Here is a 17,298-nt window from a genome sequence, read left to right as displayed (position 1 = left end):
GTCCACTTCGTCGACGACGGCGTCGACACCGGCCCGATCATCGCGCAGGGCGTGGCCGACGTCCTCGAGGGCCGGCCGGACGGCATGCGGCTGATCGTCCGCAAGGAACGCCCTCACCCGCAAGCCCAGTTGCGGATCACCGACGCCAGGCTGTCAGGTAGAAGTGCGGCCCCTGGCCAACCGCGCGCGGCACGAACCCTGTTGCGGGGCTGACGACGAAGTCGAACCCGACGCACTCGCGCTTCTCACCGAGGCTTCGCATCGACACCCCACGGCGGGTCTCGCCCTTGGGTATCCCGGGACCTCATGCCCAAGGGCGCGCTGCACGACCATGAACATGAACTCTCTGTCCGAGCGGGAGTACCCCGGGGGAACCCCCCCCCTCACCGAATAGACCAGGGAGGGGAACTCCTGCCGACTGCCGGTGCATCCCGCAGGCGCCGTGTGGCGTTGTTCCCTGCTTGTCATATGCGGGTGCCCCGCGCGCGAGGATCGCACGCGGGGCACCCGGGGCGGTTCAGGTCAGACGACGACGTCGTCTTCGTGCAGCTTGCGGATGGCGTCCGCGTCATAGCCGAGGTCCGCGAGAACCTCGTCGGTGTGCTCGCCGAGCAGCGGCGCACCCTTGATGTCGGGCTTGAAGCCGGAGAACTTGACCGGGCTGCCCACGGTCAGGTAGGTGCCACGCTCCTTCTGCTCGACCTCGACGATCGTGCCGCTCTTGCGCATGTCGGGGTCCTCGGCGAGCTCCTTCATGCTGAGCACCGGCGCGCAGGGCACCTCCCACTCGCGCAGGATGTCGACCGCCTCGTACTTGGTCTTGTCGGCGAGCCACTTCTCGATCTCGCCGAAGATCTCCATGATGCGCGGCTGGCGGGCCCGGGCGGTGGTGTACTCCGGGTCCTCGACCCACTCGGGGTGGCCGATGGCCTCGGCGGTGCGCTTCCAGTTCTGCTCCTGGATCGTGAAGTAGATGTAGGCGTTGGGGTCGGTCTCCCAGCCCTTGCACTTCAGGATCCAGCCCGGCTGACCGCCGCCGCCGGCGTTGCCGCCGCGGGGCACCGCGTCGCCGAACTCGCTGTGCGGGTACTGCGGGTACTCCTCCAGGTAGCCGATCTTCTCCAGGCGCTGCTGGTCACGGAGCTTGACCCGGGTCAGGTTGAGCACAGCGTCCTGCATGGACACCGATACCTTCTGGCCCACGCCGGTCTGGTTGCGCTGGATGATCGCCGTCAGCAGGCCGATCATCAGGTGCATACCGGTGTTGCTGTCGCCGAGCGCCGAGCCGCTGATGGTCGGCGGGCCGTCCCAGAAACCCGTGGTGGACGCGGCGCCACCGGCCGCCTGCGCGACGTTCTCGTAGACCTTGAGGTCGGACCACGACGAGTCGTCGTTGAAGCCCTTGACCGAACCGAAGATCAGGCGCGGGTTCAGCTCGTGGATGTACTCCCAGCTGAGACCCATACGGTCCATGGCGCCCGGCGCGAAGTTCTCGACCAGCATGTCCGACTCGCGGATCAGCTTCTCCATGACCTCCTTGCCGCCGGGGGTCTTGGTGTTGATGGCCAGCGAGCGCTTGTTGCTGTTCAGCATGGTGAAGTACAGGGCGTCGAGGTCGGGGATGTCCCGCAGCTGATTGCGGGTCACGTCGCCGCCCTGGGGGCGCTCGACCTTGATGACGTCGGCGCCGAACCAGGCGAGCATCTGGGTACAGGCGGGACCGGCCTGGACCCCGGTGAAGTCGATCACCTTGATTCCGGCGAGCGGCTTTTCACTCATGGTGGGTTCCTTCTCGTGATTGAGCTCAGTGCGAGGGTTGGGTGTGCGGGGGTGGGGCAGTTCGGGGGTGGAGGCGCTCACTTCTTTGCCGGCGTGATGTTGCCGACGGTGATGCCCTTCGGGTTGAGGTGCGCGATGTGGCCGCTCTCGGTGCCGGCCGAGGGGTCGATCACGCAGTCGATGAGCGCCGGGCCGCCCGAGGCCAGCGCCTCGGTGAGGGCGGCGGTGACCTCGGCGGGCGTGGTCGCGCGGTAGCCCTTGCCGCCGAACGCCTCGATCATCTGGTCGTGGCGTGCCTCGACCATCAGGGTCGTCGGCGACGGTGCGTCGTCGAGGGGGTTGACGTCGTCGCCGCGGTAGACACCGCCGTTGTTCATGATGACGGTGACGACGGGCAGCTTGTAGCGGCAGATCGTCTCCAGCTCCATGCCGCTGAACCCGAAGGCGCTGTCGCCCTCGACGGCCACGACCGGCGCACCGCTCTCGACGGCGGCGGCGATCGCGTAGCCCATGCCGATTCCCATGACGCCCCACGTACCGCTGTCGAGGCGGTGGCGCGGCACGTGCATGTCGATCACATTGCGGGCGATGTCCAGCGCATTGGCGCCCTCGTTGACGAGGTACGTCTCGGGGCGCTCGTGAATGACGTCACGTACAGCCTTCAGGGCACCCATGAACTGCATCGGATGCGGGTCGGCCTTGAGGCGTTCCGCCATCTTGGCCACGTTCTGCGCCGAGCGCGACGCCAGCTCTTCCTTCCAGGCCGCGGGGGCGGCGATCTGGCCGGGCTTGGTCCGCTCGGCGAGCGCGTCGAGCACCGACTCGATGTCTCCGACGAGCGGGGCGGCGATGGGCTGGTTGCTGTCCATCTCCTTGGGCTCGATGTCCACCTGGATGAACTTCGCGTCCGGGTTCCACTGCGGAGCCTCGCCGTGGTTGAGCAGCCAGTTCAGGCGGGCGCCGACGAGCATCACGACGTCGGCCTTCTTCAGCGCCAGCGAACGGGCGGTGGCCGCCGACTGCGGGTGGTCGTCGGGCAGCAGGCCCTTTGCCATCGACATCGGCACATACGGAACGCCGGTGGACTCGATGAACTCGCGGATCTTTTCGTCCGCCTGCGCGTACGCGGCACCCTTTCCGAGCACCACCAGCGGCCGCTGAGCACCCTCCAGGAGCTCGATCGCGCGGTCCACCGCCTCGGGCGCGGGCAGCTGACGCGGCGCCGGGTCGACGAGACGGCTCAGCGTCTTGGCGCCCGCCTCCGCGTCCATGATGGAGCCGAGCACCGCGGCCGGGATGTCGAGGTATACACCGCCGGGACGCCCGGAAATCGCGGTGCGCAGCGCGCGGGCGATACCGCGGCCGATGTCCTCCACCCGGCTCACCCGGTACGCCGCCTTGACGAACGGCTGGGCAGCGGCGAGCTGGTCCATCTCCTCGTAGTCGCCCTGCTTGAGGTCGACGAGGTGGCGCTCGCTGGAGCCGGAGATCTGCACCATCGGGAAACAGTTCGTGGTGGCGTTCGCCAGCGCGACCAGCCCGTTGAGGAAGCCCGGAGCGGACACGGTCAGAGCCACGCCCGGCTTTTTCGTGAGGTACCCGGCCGCCGCCGCCGCGTGTCCGGCGTTGCTCTCGTGACGGAAGCCGATATAGCGGATGCCCTGCGCCTGTGCGAGGCGGGCCAGGTCGGTGATCGGGATGCCGACCACCCCGTAGATGGTGTCGATGTCGTTCAGCTTGAGTGCGTCGACGACCAGATGGTACCCGTCGGTGAGCTCGGCCGGAGCGTCGGCGGTAGCCGCGGTATCCAGTGCTGAAGGGGCGGTCATGGTCCGAGGTCCTCCTTGGGCAAGTCCTGCTTGTTCGGCTTCACTTCACACCTTGCGCAGTGCGCGTCCTCGCGTCCAAGACCTATCGACGACCAGCCGATAAACAGCATCTATCGATCGCTGGTCGAGTCATGCCACAGTCATGCCACGCTGCCCTCGGCGCGGTTGATAGACGCTCGCTATCGGCTGTTCGCCAGTACGTATTGGACGCGCACTTCGCGCCCCCGCAGGCTCGCTGATGACGTTCTTCATCAGACCTGGTGCGAGGAGGTGTGGTCATGGCCGTTCCGGCCGCAGCATCCGTACGCGACGCGAACCGGTACCGGCCCCCGGAGATCACGGGCCTCGTCGATCTGCTCGACCGGCACGTGCGCGATCGTCCCCGCGCCCGAGCGCTCGTCGTCACCGGGGACCGGGTGCACCTGTCCTACCGCGGCCTCGCCGCCTTGATCGATGACGTGGCCGCCCGACTCGGCAGCACCGGGCTGCGCCGCGGAGACGCGGTCGGCCTCGTCTGCGCCAACACCGCCGAGTTCGTCGTCGCGCTCCTGGGTGCGGCGCGGGCCGGGCTGGTGGTCGCTCCTATGGACCCCACACTGCCCGAGTCACAGATGTCCGCCCGGCTCGAGGCGCTGGGCGCACAGGCGGTCCTTCTCGGTCCACCCGCGGCCGACGCCGCGCCGGTAGCGCAGGTCCACGTCCCGACATGGCCCCTGCGCGTAGACATCCCCCGTGCCGGGACGGCGACGGTCACGCTCGAAACCGGCGCGCGGGCGGTGGGACACGTCTGGGGCGCGGCACACGAGCTCTCGGGCCATGACGCCCTCGTCCTGTTCACCGCGGGAACCACCGACCGGGCCAAGATGGTCCCGCTGACACACGCCAACGTGGTCGCCTCCGTGCAGGGCATCTGCACCACCTATGAGTTGGGACCCGACGACGCGACGGTCGCAGTGATGCCGTTCTTCCACGGGCACGGGCTGTTCGCGGCGCTCCTGGCCTCCCTGGCCAGCGGGGGATGCGTGCTGCTGCCCGAGCGGGGAGGGTTCTCGGCACGCACGTTCTGGGACGACGTGCGGGCCGCGGCCGCCACGTGGTTCACCGCGGTCCCGACCATCCACGAGATCCTCCTGGACCGGTCAGCGATCGATTATCCAGGCCCGCAGGGCCCGCCCTTGAAGTTCGTGCGCAGCTGCAGTGCCCCCCTCAACACGGCAACCCAGCGGGCGCTGGAGCGCACGCTCGGTGCGCCGCTGCTGTCCGCGTACGGGATGACCGAGGCCACGCACCAGTCGACCAGCGAGCCGCTGCCGCATCAGGGGCCCCTGAAGCACGGGTCGGTCGGCCGGCCAACCGGGGTGGACGTTCGTGTCGTCGACCAGAACGGGCACACGTGCCCGGCCGGCACCGAGGGCGAGGTGTGGGTGCACGGTCCCACCGTCGCCCGCGGCTACCTCGCCGACCCGGTCGAGACGGCGCGCAGCTTTGCCGATGGGTGGCTCCGCACCGGCGACCTGGGCTCACTGGACGAGGAGGGGTACCTGTTCCTCACAGGGCGCATCAAGAACCTCATCAACCGCGGAGGCGAGAAGATCGCGCCCGAGCACGTCGAGGACATCCTCGCCGGGTGTCCCGGTGTCGAGGAGGTGGCAGTGTTCGCCATCCCCGACGCGACCTACGGGCAACGAGTCGGCGCCGCCGTGGTCGTAGACGAGGGCGAGAGCATCGGGCCGGAGCAGATCCTGCAGTACTGTCGCAGCCGACTGGCCGCCTTCGAAGTACCCGACCGGCTCGAAGTCGTCTCCGCTCTGCCTCACACCGCCAAGGGCGGGCTCGACCGGCTGGCGGTGGACGCCCGGTACGCGCACTGACGCCGCGGAGCCGGCTCTCACCTGACGCGGTGCTCGGTCGGCAGCGGCTGGTCGAAGAACTCGTCCAGCGACAAGCCCGTTACCGCGTTCATGAACGCCCGAGCAGCGACCGAACCAGGGGTCGCTGCGTGGATCGCCACCGAGACCTGCGCCCTGGCGTCCGGGTCCACCAAGCGGACGGCTCTCGTCCTGCCGATCACCGGCATCGCGCGCAACCAGGTGTGCGGCACGATGCTCGCCCACTCGCCGACGCCCACGTGCGCATAGAGGGAAGCGACCGAGTCCGTCTCCACCTGCGGGGTCACCGCGACCCCGTTCTCCGCGAACACGCTGTCAATGAGCTGGCGGATCCGCATGTCAGGTGTCAGCAACGCGAGCGGCAGCTGGGCCGCGTCCGCCCACGTCATGGTGTGGGTCTGGGACATCAGCTGGTCGTCCGACACCAGCAATATGTACCTCTCCTCGTACAGCGGAACCACCTGCAAGCCCTCCCGGTCGTCGGGGGCGAAGTGAGCGATCGCCGCGTCCAACTCGAACTCGCGCAACTGGCGCTGCAGCTCCTTCGTCGACAACCGGGAGCGGACCTGCAATTTGGCCAGCGGGTGCGCCGCGCAGAACGCGGCCACAGGAAGCGCCAGGGTCGTCGATGCTGTGGGTTCTGTCCCCAGCCGCAGCGTTCCGGTGATGCCCGACTGAACGGCGGCCACCTCGGCCTTGAACGCGTCTTGCTCGGCGAGGATCCGCTTCGCCCACACGACGAGCCGTTCGCCCTCCGGGGTGAGGCCCTCGTAGTTGTGCCCCCGGTTGATCAGCGTGACGTTCAGCTCCCGCTCGAGCTTGGCGATCGCCGCAGAGAGCGCAGGCTGCGACACGTAGCAGGTTTCGGCCGCCCGTGCGAAGTGCTTCTCCCTGGCCACTGCCACGAAGTACTCCAGCTGACGGAACAGCATCAGCATCCTCCCTGCCTCGGCGCGGCGCCGGAACAGGGCCGCAGAGTTCGGTCGCTCCGGCGACACCTCATGATCCTATTTATCAACCATTCAAGGACTGGTCTAGTACTCCAGCAGGATTTCGCTGTCTGACCTGCGGGTTTCGCTGGGCGGCTGGAGTGTAGCGGGCCGTGGAGTGGTCAGGGGCGGTCTCACGGAGGCCGCCCTCGAACGTGCGACAACGCCGCAGGTAATGACAGCGACGGGCAACTGCTTGGCGTCGTCGGCGCCAGTTCGACCAGCTCATCGCGTGGCGTCGGCCTCGGCCCGCGACCTTGCGGGCCTCGGGGGCGTACCCGCCTGCGTCCTTGCAGGTCAGGTCGTCGCCGGTGACGAGGAGCACCGGAACGCCGTAGCGCGCTCCGGTCGGGACCCGAACCGCACCCTCCGGACAGGGGTCAGTTCCTGGCGACCCGGGCGGCCGCGCCGCGGCAGCGCGGCTGCTCCGCGGGCTCCCCCGGCTTCAGGCCCACGTGGATCTCACCGTCCTCCTCCTTGGCCGGATAAACCCTGATGGGCCTTACGGCGGGAGGTGACAGCGGCTCGCCGCTGGTGAAGTCGAAGACGCTGCCGTGGCACGGGCACAGCAGGCCGTCCTCGGTGACCTTGCCGGAGGAGAGCAGACAGTCGAGGTGCGTGCAGTAGTTGGAGCTGATGTACACCTCGCCCTCGAAGCGGGCGACTGCCAGCTCCAGTTCACCCACGAAGAAGCGCCGTACCACCCCTTCCGGCACCTGGCCGGAGCGTGCGACCCGGATGTAGTCCATCGTCAGTTCCCTCCTGCAGAAACGGCGGCCGTTGCCCCGGCCGGGACGGCCGACTCGGCCGGATAGGCGGGCTCGCCGAGTTCGCTCAGCTCTGCCACGTCGGTGTCCTCGTCGCGCAGCCGCTCCGGATCGGGGCGCGCGCCGCGGGCGATGAGGTCCTTGGCCGCGAAGACATCTTCCCCGCGCTCCACGCTGAAGGCGGCCCGCAGCACTCCGTCGGCGGCCAGGTAGAAGGCCGTGAAGTCGCGCTCCTCCACCGAGCCGCGGATGACGATCCGGTCCCAGCGGTCGGCGTGGCCGCAGTGCTGCAGGCTCAGCCCGAACTGATCGGACCAGAACCAGTGCGGGTCATCGTGGACGGTGGCCCGGCCGAGGATGTTCTTGGCCGCGGTGACGCCCTGTTTGCTGGCGTTGTCGAAATGCTCCACCCTGATCCAGGAGCCGAAGAGAGGGTGACGGTGGTTGGCCACGTCTCCGGCCGCGTAGATGCCCGGGACGCTCGCTCGGCAGTGCTCGTCGACGAGGACGCCGTTGGACACCGAGAGGCCGGAGGCGCGGGCGACTTCGGTGTTGGGGACGGCGCCGATGGCCACCACCACGGCATCGCCCTCGAAGCGCAGGCCGCCGCCGGTGGTCACGACGACGCCCTGTGCGGTCTCCCGTACCGACTCCACGGTCTGGCCGGTGTGCAGTTCCACGCCGCTGTCCCGCTGGATCCGCGCACAGACCGCGCCCATCTCACGTCCGAGTATCCGCTCCAGCGGTACGTCGGCCTGCTCGATGACGACGGGCTGAGCTCCGGCGGCGAGCGTGGTGGAGGCCACTTCGGACCCGATGAAGCCGGCGCCGATGATGACGATCCGCCCGCCGGGCCGCAGGTGGGCGCGCAACTTGTCGGCATCCTCGGGCCCGCGCAGGTAAATGACGCGCTCGCCCTCGACGCCGGGGAGACGGCGGGCTCGCGCTCCGGTGGCGAGGAGGAAGCGGTCCCCGGTGATCCGGGTGCCGTCGGCCAGTTCTACGGCACGGGCCGCGGTGTCGATGCGCCGTGCGGCCGTGCCGAGCCGGAGTTCGACGGCGTTGTCCCTGCACCACTGTTCGGAGAGGATGCCGAGGTCCTCACGCTGCTGGGTGCCCTCCAGGTACTCCTTGCTCAACGGGGGCCGCTGGTAAGGCGCGTGGGGTTCGTCGCCAACGAGAACGATGCGGCCTTCGAAGCCGCGGCGGCGCAGGGTGCGGGCGGCCACGGCCGCCGCCTGGCTGGCGCCGATGGCGACGACGGTGCCGGGAGTGTCGGGGGTGTTCTGCATGGGGTGCTCACTCCTGTACGAGGTGTGCGGTCCTGGCGGGGGATGGCTCCGAAGTAGCGGGAACGCGCCGCCTCGCGAGGACCCAGACATGTCCGTCCTCGACCTTCGCCTCGTAGCCGGGCTGGCGCTCCGGTCGGTCCTCGGCCTGGCCGGTGCGCAGGTCGAAGGCCCACTGGTGGCCGGGGCAGATGATCCGTCCGTCCAGCAGTGTTCCCCTGGCCAGCGAACGGTCCTTGTGTACACAGGAGTCCTGGAAGGCGAACACCTCGCCGTCGTCAACGAAGAGCGCGACGCGTTCCGCTCCGACGCACACGAGTTTCTTCCCGCGGCGGCTGACATCGGTCAGCTCCGCGACCTTCACCCACTCCGGGTCCGTCATCTTCTCCGCTCCTGCTCTCGAGTCGTCCGGTGCTTCGAGTCATCCGGATCGGCCGGCTCTCCCGGCCATGGCCCGGAAGGGGTGCTGCTTCGGTCAGCGGCGGCCGGGGCGTGCCCCGGCCGCCGCGTCACTCCGGACCGGTCGTGTGCGTCGTTACGCGGCGACCGGCTGCAGATCGGCCCTTACGTAGTGGTCGTAGAGAGCCTGCGTGTAGGAGAAGCGCATCTCGGCTCCCCAGCGCACGAATTGGAGGCACCGCTGCTGCAGCCGCGGGGTGTCCGCGTGGTCGAGCACGATCTGATAGCCGCGCTCGCCGTGCACCACATCGGACGTGATGTGCAGATCGAAGAACTCGATCTCGTCCTCGGTGAATCCGTATGTCTCGCGCAGCGGCACGATCTGCTTCTTGTAGATGCCTGGCACCTGCGATTCGAGGCCCACGACCAGGGCGGCGGTGGCCACTACGAAGTGCTCGCGCATCGCGACCGCGTAGCACCAGGACTGCAGACCGCGGGTGACGGGGTTCATGTTCGAGGGGTCCTCGATACGCTCCCTCGTGGTCCCGCACGCCTCCGCGAACCGGATGAGCAGGTCGGTGTGGCGTATGTCGGCCAGCTCCTCCTCGTACATGTTCTGGAGGGTGAAGTCCTTGGCGCCGGTGAACTCGTCGGGGGTGTTCCCGTAGATGAATCCGAGGTAGTCGGCGAAGGGGCCGACGTAGTGGTAGTGGTTCTCCGCCCAGCGTGCGAAGTGTTCGCGCTTGAGCTGGCCGTCCGCCCACGCCTGACTGAAAGAGGCATTCTTGGCCTCTCGGCCTTTGATCGCCTCCTGCAGCGCGCTGCGGAATTCGTCTCTGGACAACAGCTCGGTCACTTTGAAGCCGTCCTTCCGTCTTGCGCCCGTATCCCTTGCGCCTTTATTCCGGCGCCGGGAATTCTCGGTGTGTATTCATAACGTAGGTGTGTCCGCGGAGAATCAGGACGGCCCTTGTGCACAGCTCCGGGCTGATTCTGTGTGCACAGTGCCGAACTGCCGGACGAGGGGTCAGAACACCAGCACCGAGACGACCGTCGCCGTCACCAGGCCGGCGATCACTGGTACGAAGCAGTACCGGGCGAGGTCCTGTACGTTCACCCGCGCCACACCGGCCACCGCGAGCAGCGAGGACCAGGCGATCAGTACGCCGCCGCCCGCCCACACGGAGCCCATCTGGCCAAGGGCGGCGAGGGAGGCAGGATCGATGTGCCCGGCTGGTCCGAGCGCGCCTGACAGCGAGCCGGTCAGCGGCAGTCCGGAGAATCCGGAGCCCTCAAGTCCGGTGATCATGCCGATGAGCAGGATCGCGAAGGACAGGATGAACGGGTTGTTCGGGATGTACTGCTGACCGGCCGTCACCAGGTCGAAGAGCAGCGCGGGCGGCTTGGCTTCCGGGGCCAGTCCGAGGATGCGCCCTGCGAAGTCCGCGTTGCCGATGAAGAAGAACCCGGCGATCGGTATGACCACCCCCATCGCCTTGAACGCGAAGACCAGGCCGTCCACCAAGTGCGAGGCGGAGGTCGTGAGGCCGTGTGCGCCGTCGCAGCTGAGGGAGGCGGCGAACAGCAGCAGGATGGCTACCCCGCCCACGAGCGCGGCGGCGTCCGAGCCCAGCGTCTCGGGCACCAGCGAGGTGAACTTGCCCAGCAGCATGTAGACGACGAGCGCCGCGAAACACAGCGGGACGAGGACCGCGAAGACCCGTGAACGTCGTACGAGTTCGCAGGGTACGGCGCCGTTCGAGTCGCCCGGCCCGGCGGCGGGTCCGTCGCCGGACCTGGCAGCCGTGGGCGGGGCAAGCACCTGGGTCGTACCGGTGGCCGCGCCGTTCGCGGCCGCCGCCTCACTGCCTCCCGTGCCCGACAGGCTCGCCGCGACGCCGACCCACGGCTTCCCCGCTGCCTTCTCCGTGACTACCGCGGTCACACCGGCGGGTTCAGCGACCTCCTCCCACCGCAGCAGGTTCTCCGCGCTGGGCGGGCTGATCGTCCTGCGGGCCCGCCAGTAGACGAGACCGAGAGCGACGATGCCGGTCACCAGTGACAGCACCAGCGCGCGGTCGGCGACCGCGGCCGTCGATACGCCCGCCGCCTTGGCGGACAGTCCGGGCGCCACCTGGATCACGTAGTCGCTGGACAGAGCCATGCCCTGTCCGGCGATCGCGATGACGGCCGCCGCGCTGATCGCGGGCAGCCCGGCGCGGATCGCCGCGGGCAGCAGGATCGCGCCGATGAGCGGCACGGCCGGGGTCGGCCAGAAGAACAGGCTGATGAAGTAGGTCACGGCGACGAGCGCGAAGAACGCCATGCGGCCGTTGCGCATGAGGCCCTGGAACGGCCTGACCATGCGGCGCTCCGCTCCCATGGCACGCAGGGCGCCGAGCAGGGCGGTGATGAGAGCGATGATGAGGAAGATGTTGAACAGCTCGGAGGCCGCCGTCAAGCCGGCCGTGAAGACCGACGACAGGCCCCGCACCAGACTTCCGCTGTAGACCCAGGCGGTCAGGAAGGTGGCGACAACAGCGGGGACGACAACATTCTTGCGCGCGATCATCACTCCGATGATCACTACGACTCCGGCCAGGTAAATCCAGTGCGCAGCATTGAGATCCACGTCCGCACTCCCTAGTTCGATGGTTGAGCGGCATGCTCTCGGCGTTCGCTGCCGTACCAAAGAGGAAAGATGCACATTGCGTCGGAGGTTATTTGTGCAGTGTGTGATTCTTCTTCCCAGGGTGTTTCTATAGCATTTCCTTGTGTGGCGTGCGGTGACATGGTGAGGGTGAATGTGCGTGCTGCCCACGCGCACACGGAATGTGAGGTCACTCTGCACATGGCCCATCACCGCGCCCCTGTCGATACTCGCCCCTGTGATTCCTTCAGAAACCAATGCGCGTACGGACGCGGCTCCCGAGCGGCGGGCTGTGCTGGGAGGCGAGGGGATGGCCGCCTCCAGCCACCCCGTGGTGACGTTCGCGGGGGCCCAGGTGCTCGCGGACGGCGGCAACGCGGTGGACGCGGCGCTGGCGATGGGCGCGATGTCCTGGCTGGCTCTGCCCGGTCAGTGCGGGGTGGGCGGCGACGCGTTCGCCGTGGTACGCGAGCCGGACGGCCGGGTGTGGACGGTGTGCGGCAGCGGCTTCGGCCCGGACGGCGGCGATCCCTTGTTCTATACGGAACGGGGGCTGCTTGTGGTGCCTCTGGAAGGGCCGCTGTCGGTCGCTGTGCCCGGTGCGCCCGCCGCCCTGGGCCGGCTGCATGCCGAAGGCGGCTCGCGCGAGCTGTCCGCCCTGTGGGCGCCCGCGGTACGTGCCGCCGAAACCGGGCTGCCCTGTACCGCAAAGACGCGGTCCGACATCCTCGCCCACGAGGCGGCTCTGCGCCGCGATCCGGGCGCGGCGCGGGCACTGCTGCCCGGTGGCCGCGCGCCGGAGGCCGGTGAGAGGCTGCCGCAGCCGGAGCTGGCGGCCACGCTCCGGGCACTGGCCAAGGATCCGGCATCGTTCTACCGCGGCTCCCTCGCCGAGCGCGCGGTGGCAGGGCTGCGCGCTCAGGGCGCTCCCTTCGACGGCGAGGAGTGGGTACTCAGCGGTGAGGTCGTCGCACAGCAGGCCCTCCGCGGCAGCTACCGGGGACACACCGTCCACCAGACTCCCCTGCCGACCCCCGGCTGGATGGTGCTCCAGCAGGCCGCCGTGTGCGACGGGCTGCTGGACGGACTGCCGTGGCTGGGTCCCGATTCGGTGCACCTGATGGCCATGGCCGCCCGGCTCGCGTTCGCCGATCGGGTCCAGCGGTGCGCGAGCGACAGCGACGCGTGGCGCGCGTGTCTGACACCTGCCGCCGTGGCCGCGGCGCGTGAGCGGATCACGGACGGTGTGGTGCCTTCGGGATACGCGGGCGGGGCCGACGGGGACACCACCTCGATGGTCGCCGTCGACGCGGAGGGCCGCGCGGTGAGTCTGATCCATTCGCTCGCGTTCACCTTCGGATCGCGGGTCACCGTGCCGGGTACGGGCGTGATCCTCAACAACCGCCTGGGCCGCGGCGCCTATCTCGTCCCCGGGCACCCAGGCGAAGTGCGGCCTCGCCGTCGCCCCCTGCACACACTCAACGCCTGGATCGTCACCGACGCGGCGGGCCGTCTCGCGCACGTCGGCAATACCCCTGGCGGCGACGGCCAGGTGCAGTGGAACACCCAGCTGCTGTCCCACCTCCTCGACCATGCGGCCGACCCGCAGACGGCTGTGGACGCGCCCCGCTTCGCCGTCCATCCGGGCAGCGACGCGGACGTCATCGGGCAGCCGGAGGAGCTGCGCTGCGAGTCCCGGCTGGGCCCGCGGGTGCTCGACGCGCTGCGTGCACGGGGACATGACGTACGCGAAACGGGCCCGTGGGCGGGCGGAGGCAGCGCGATGGTGGTGTCCGTGGACCACGGAAGGGGCTGCCTGCTGGGCGGGGCCGACTCGCGTCAGGACGGGGTGGCGCTCGGTGTCTGATCACCACATGGCGGCGCCGCGGCCGCAGGGAGCATACGTGCCGGCCATCATCGAGGGCGGCCTGGCGGTGAGTGCGGGCATGACGCCGCGGATCGACGGGAAGCTGGCGGTACGCGGCCTGGTCGGGGCGGAGGTCGACCTGCCGACCGCCCGGCAGGCCGCGGGCATCGCAGCCGGTAACGCCGTCACGGCGATCACCGCCGCCCTCGGGGACACCCGCCGGCTGCGGCGCTGCCTGCGGATGACGGTGTACGTCGCGTGCGCCGACGGCTTCCACGACTTGTCGGCGGTGGCGGACGGGGCCTCCGCCGTACTCCTCGATCTGTTCGGCGAACTGCCGGCGCGCACGGCGATCGGTGTGCGGTCGCTGCCCTCGAACGCGCCCGTCGAGATTGAACTCACCGCCGCCGTCGACGACTGAGCGTGACCGGCAGCAGTCGTCCACGTGCACAAATTCCGCTGTGGAGAATGTGCGTTGTGCCTCTGGTTCGGGCCGTGACGCCGGCAGAAAGTGGGGTCGGTAAGGAGCGCAGAGCACCTCACCTGTGACAGGTGTAAGGGGAAATGAGGACCAGGGCCGTGGGCCAAGACCGTCGCAGAGGCCGGCTCGGCCTTCTGCCCCTGCTCACCGCCACACTCACGACCACGATGGCCAACACCGTCGTCAACGTGCCGATGTCCGCGATCCTCGCGGATCTGCACGCTCCGCTGGGCCGTGGTGTGTTCGTCTCCACCGCGTTCACCGTCACCCTGGCCGCGCTCATGCCGCTGTCCGGATGGCTCGGCGACCGGCTCGGCCGACGTAGGGTCCTGTGCGCCGCGATGCTCCTGATGGCGATCGGCTCCGCGGGTGCCGCGTTCGCCCGGTCGCTCCCCGAACTGGTCGCGTTCCGGCTGCTGCAGGGCCTGTCGGCGGCTCCGGTACTTCCCGTGGTCATGGTGCTCGTCGTCGAGGTGCTGGGGGCGGACCGGCGCGGCAGGGCTCTTGGACTCTGGGCGGCCGCGAACGGCGCGGGCCAGGCCCTCGGGCCGACCGCGGGTGGCCTGCTGGCCGGCTGGTTCGGCTGGCGGGCCGTGTTCTGGCCGATTGTGCCGCTGTCCGTCCTGGTCGTCGCGGGCGGCCTGCTCCTGCTGCCCCCGGACAGGACTCGGGCCGGGAAGGAGGTGCTCGCGCCGCTCGACTGGCGGGGGGCCACGCTCCTCACCGTCGGCGCCGCGCTCCTGCTCGGCGCGACCGCTTCGGTGCCCGCCGCCGGTCCCGGATCCCCGACGGTGTGGGCGGTCGTGGCCGCCGGAGCGCTCGTCCTGGCGGCGTTCGTACGGGTCGAACGGGGCCGCCCGGAGGCGTTTCTGCCGCCGCACCACCTTCTCGAGGTCCGCTATGTACGGTCGGCGTTCGCCGTGGCGGCACAGATGTTCACCCTCGGCGCGACCTTGCTCGCGGCGCCCGCCTACCTGGTGCTCGCCCGCGGTGCGTCCAGCGTCGAAGCGGGCCTCGCCGTCCTCGCGCTGCCGCTCGCCATGTCGGCGCTCGCCCCCGTCGCGGGTTTCGGCGCGGAGCGGCTCGGTGGGCGGCTTGTCATGCGTGCCGGGCTGGTCACGCTCCTGGCCGGTCTGGCACTGCTCGCGATGGTCGTCGGGCTCGGCGGTGACGCCCTGCCGCTGGCGGCCGCGCTCATGGTCCTTGGCGCCGGGGTGGCATTCGTCCAGACACCCGCGGCGACGGGTGCCTCGCGGTCGAGGGCGGGGCGTACGGGTGCCGGGCTAGGCCTGTTCAACCTGATCCGGTTCGGCGGCACGGCGCTGGGCGCGGCGTGCGTGGCACTGCTGGGCTCGCGGCCGCATGAGCTGGTGGCGGTGTTCGTGGTGTGCGCCGTCTTCGTGGCAGCCGGGCTGGCCCTCGCGTTCGTCGGCGGCGATCCGTCGGACAGCATGGGCGGCCGGCCTGGACGCCAACGTACACCGAAAAATCAGGCGGATCAGACGGGCGGGGAGAGCTCGGCCTCCAGCGCCCGCAATGAGTCGTTGAGGGTGTGGATGCGGTAGGCGAGCCAGACCGTGAACTGGGTCTCGGCCGCCCGTATGTCCATGTGGAGCACCCTGGAGGCCCGCTCGAGCTTGTACAGCATGGTGTTGCGGTGCAGCTGGAGTCTGCGCGCGGCCGCGTTGAGGTTGCCGGACTCGGCGATGTAGGCGAGCACGACCTGCTCCAGATCTCCGGTCTGGCCCTCGACGCGCCGCAGCGGCTCCAGTACTTCCTGCGCGAACGCAGACCCCTGCGGGCTCGCCGCCGCCTCCTCGATCGCCGCGAAGACCCGCAGCCTCTCGTACCCGCACACCTCGGGAACGTCCACGCGGTGCGACAGCTCCAGCGCGATCCGTGCCTCCCGGTAGCTCGTCGCCACGCCGGCCGCGCCGCGCGCGGCCCTCCCGTGGGTGATCTGGATCTCCCCGTCGACGCGCTCGCGCACCGCTCGCCGCACCTGTTTGCCGAACCGCTCGATCTCCGCGTGCTCGGCCTGCGCGTCGAACCGCGAACTTGCGCCCGTGGGTGTCAACTCTCGTATGACGACAATCTGTTGGCCGAGGTACCCGGCCATGACGAACCCCTCCGAGAGAGCGCCGCGGGTGGGCGCGACGGTTCGCAGCAGATGCTGCGAACGTGCCGCATCGAGCGTCGATGCGGCGACCACGAACACCACGTGCCGGGCCCCCACGTCGAAGCGATAGTGGCGCGAACGCGCCTCAAGGGCGTGGACATCCGTGAACCTCCCGTGCGCCAGGCTGTCCAGGAAGTCATCCCTGGCCCGCTCCTCCGCCTCTGCCACGGAGCGCTGTCTGAGCATCTCGGACGCGACGAGCGGCGCCCCCTGCTCGACGATCACCCGGTGCTGCGCCAGGTCGTGGGCGTCCGGCGGCAGCACGGGCTCGATCAGCGCGACCGTGCCGTAGGACTGCCCGGCCACTTTGACCGGGGCGAGGACGACATGTGCCCGGCCGGTGCGCCCGCAGTCGAGCACGATGTCCCGGGCCGCCACGTGCGGCTCCCGGTTCGCCGGTTCCCCCCCGGGCCGTTCCCCGAGGAGCCGCCCGTGCAGTTCCGCCGCCAGCTCCCGCCCTTCCTCGTACAGCGGCGCTCCATTGCCGTCCGCTCTGGCCAGCACCTCACCGCAGTCGTCCATGATCAGCACCGCGGCCCCGGCCAACGTCGACATGGAACCGGCGAGCGCCGGGAGCCCGGAGCCGGAGGCGAAGACCTCGCCGAGCGTGCGGTGGACCCGCACGCTGTACTCCAGCACATGGGCCGTGCCGGCGATCGCCTTGACCGCGACGAGCCGCCCGACGCAGCGGTAGTCCGCTTCCGGCGGCAGCCCCACCAGCGGGAGCCCCACGCCGTCCGCGGCGCGTGCGGCGGAACCGAGGTCGATGTCGCTGCCCGGCGCCCGCCGGGCGAACACCGCGGACGCTCCGCGCCGCTCCAGGTCTTCCATGAGTGCATGGGCGTGGGCCGCCAGCTCGGCGGCCGGGACGTGCACGACCATGCCCGCCAGATCGGCGCGCTCGGCCGGGTCGGAATAGCTGCGGTGAGCGCGGCCCGGCTGGGATGCCGAGACCACCTCGGACAGGGGCAGACACCATTGCACAGGGCGGTACAGCCCTGACTTGCCGCCCAGCAGACGGCCTCGCAGCATGGGCTCGCTCAGCAGCGTCTCGACGGTCACCTCGGATTCCTGAGGCGCCGCTGCGGGCGCCTCCTCGTATGACGCGTGATGCCCCTCTTTGTGTGCCATCTGCCTATATCCTCCCTCGGCGAAGGTGCAGGTTGTACGAAGCCGCCCG

General features: G+C 69.7%; 13 protein-coding genes and 2 pseudogenes. 5 read left to right on the top strand and 10 right to left on the bottom strand.

Features of this window, described 5'->3' with window-relative positions; translation table 11 throughout:
• Nucleotides 1–147, top strand: a pseudogene (locus ACWDO5_RS25675) (IS1380 family transposase); the annotation flags it as partial.
• A 375-nt stretch (nucleotides 148–522) separates the two neighbouring features.
• Here ACWDO5_RS25675 and frc read toward each other — a convergent pair.
• Together frc and oxc are read right to left on the bottom strand one after the other, a co-directional pair.
• Nucleotides 523–1,779 (bottom strand): formyl-CoA transferase, encoded by a 1,257-nt coding sequence (gene frc, locus ACWDO5_RS25670; RefSeq protein ID WP_450532714.1) that lies wholly within the window; start codon nucleotides 1,777–1,779, stop codon nucleotides 523–525.
• A 77-nt stretch (nucleotides 1,780–1,856) separates the two neighbouring features.
• Nucleotides 1,857–3,608 (bottom strand): oxalyl-CoA decarboxylase, encoded by a 1,752-nt coding sequence (gene oxc / locus ACWDO5_RS25665; protein ID WP_450532713.1) that lies wholly within the window; start codon nucleotides 3,606–3,608, stop codon nucleotides 1,857–1,859.
• 278 nt (nucleotides 3,609–3,886) lie between these two features.
• Here oxc and ACWDO5_RS25660 point away from each other — a divergent pair, with 278 nt between their 5' ends.
• A complete protein-coding gene (locus ACWDO5_RS25660) occupies nucleotides 3,887–5,479 on the top strand; it encodes a FadD7 family fatty acid--CoA ligase (protein ID WP_450532712.1) in 1,593 nt (530 codons plus the stop codon).
• Between the two features lie 17 nt (nucleotides 5,480–5,496).
• On the opposite strand, the gene ACWDO5_RS25655 is transcribed toward ACWDO5_RS25660, so the two are convergent.
• The 7 genes and pseudogenes from ACWDO5_RS25655 to ACWDO5_RS25625 all read right to left on the bottom strand — a co-directional run bounded on the left by ACWDO5_RS25655 (nucleotide 5,497) and on the right by ACWDO5_RS25625 (nucleotide 11,573).
• Nucleotides 5,497–6,429: a LysR family transcriptional regulator gene (locus ACWDO5_RS25655; RefSeq protein ID WP_450532711.1), complete on the bottom strand. Its 933-nt coding sequence runs from the start codon at nucleotides 6,427–6,429 to the stop codon at nucleotides 5,497–5,499.
• A gap of 307 nt (nucleotides 6,430–6,736) precedes the next feature.
• Nucleotides 6,737–6,829 (bottom strand): annotated as a pseudogene (locus ACWDO5_RS25650) (M55 family metallopeptidase); the annotation flags it as partial.
• A 37-nt stretch (nucleotides 6,830–6,866) separates the two neighbouring features.
• Nucleotides 6,867–7,235 carry a Rieske (2Fe-2S) protein gene (locus ACWDO5_RS25645; protein ID WP_450532710.1) on the bottom strand — a complete coding sequence of 123 codons (369 nt, stop codon included), beginning with the start codon at nucleotides 7,233–7,235 and terminating at the stop codon, nucleotides 6,867–6,869.
• 2 nt (nucleotides 7,236–7,237) lie between these two features.
• Nucleotides 7,238–8,545 carry an NAD(P)/FAD-dependent oxidoreductase gene (locus tag ACWDO5_RS25640; protein WP_450532709.1) on the bottom strand — a complete coding sequence of 436 codons (1,308 nt, stop codon included), beginning with the start codon at nucleotides 8,543–8,545 and terminating at the stop codon, nucleotides 7,238–7,240.
• Between the two features lie 7 nt (nucleotides 8,546–8,552).
• On the bottom strand, nucleotides 8,553–8,924 hold the full coding sequence (locus ACWDO5_RS25635) for a Rieske (2Fe-2S) protein (RefSeq protein WP_450532708.1): 372 nt from the start codon (nucleotides 8,922–8,924) through the stop codon (nucleotides 8,553–8,555).
• Between the two features lie 153 nt (nucleotides 8,925–9,077).
• The gene (locus ACWDO5_RS25630) at nucleotides 9,078–9,797 is read right to left on the bottom strand and encodes a TenA family transcriptional regulator (RefSeq protein WP_450532707.1); all 720 of its coding nucleotides are present in this window, start codon (nucleotides 9,795–9,797) and stop codon (nucleotides 9,078–9,080) included.
• 171 nt (nucleotides 9,798–9,968) lie between these two features.
• Entirely contained in the window at nucleotides 9,969–11,573 is a 1,605-nt protein-coding gene (locus tag ACWDO5_RS25625) for a hypothetical protein (protein ID WP_450532706.1), read from the bottom strand.
• Between the two features lie 256 nt (nucleotides 11,574–11,829).
• Here ACWDO5_RS25625 and ACWDO5_RS25620 point away from each other — a divergent pair, with 256 nt between their 5' ends.
• The 3 genes from ACWDO5_RS25620 to ACWDO5_RS25610 all read left to right on the top strand — a co-directional run bounded on the left by ACWDO5_RS25620 (nucleotide 11,830) and on the right by ACWDO5_RS25610 (nucleotide 15,504).
• Complete coding sequence (locus ACWDO5_RS25620) at nucleotides 11,830–13,458, top strand: gamma-glutamyltransferase family protein (RefSeq protein ID WP_450532704.1); 1,629 nt, start codon at nucleotides 11,830–11,832, stop codon at nucleotides 13,456–13,458.
• A 7-nt stretch (nucleotides 13,459–13,465) separates the two neighbouring features.
• Entirely contained in the window at nucleotides 13,466–13,879 is a 414-nt protein-coding gene (locus ACWDO5_RS25615) for a RidA family protein (protein WP_450532715.1), read from the top strand.
• A gap of 158 nt (nucleotides 13,880–14,037) precedes the next feature.
• Nucleotides 14,038–15,504 (top strand): MFS transporter, encoded by a 1,467-nt coding sequence (locus ACWDO5_RS25610; protein ID WP_450532703.1) that lies wholly within the window; start codon nucleotides 14,038–14,040, stop codon nucleotides 15,502–15,504.
• Here the strand turns inward: ACWDO5_RS25610 and ACWDO5_RS25605 are convergent.
• Nucleotides 15,438–17,249: a PucR family transcriptional regulator gene (locus ACWDO5_RS25605; RefSeq protein WP_450532701.1), complete on the bottom strand. Its 1,812-nt coding sequence runs from the start codon at nucleotides 17,247–17,249 to the stop codon at nucleotides 15,438–15,440. The two genes, ACWDO5_RS25610 and ACWDO5_RS25605, sit on opposite strands and share 67 nt — an antisense overlap.
• Between the last annotated feature and the right edge of the window lie 49 nt (nucleotides 17,250–17,298).

It is taken from the genome of Streptomyces sp. NPDC000880 (assembly GCF_053599675.1).
This window is presented reverse-complemented; position numbering and strand designations above follow the sequence as displayed.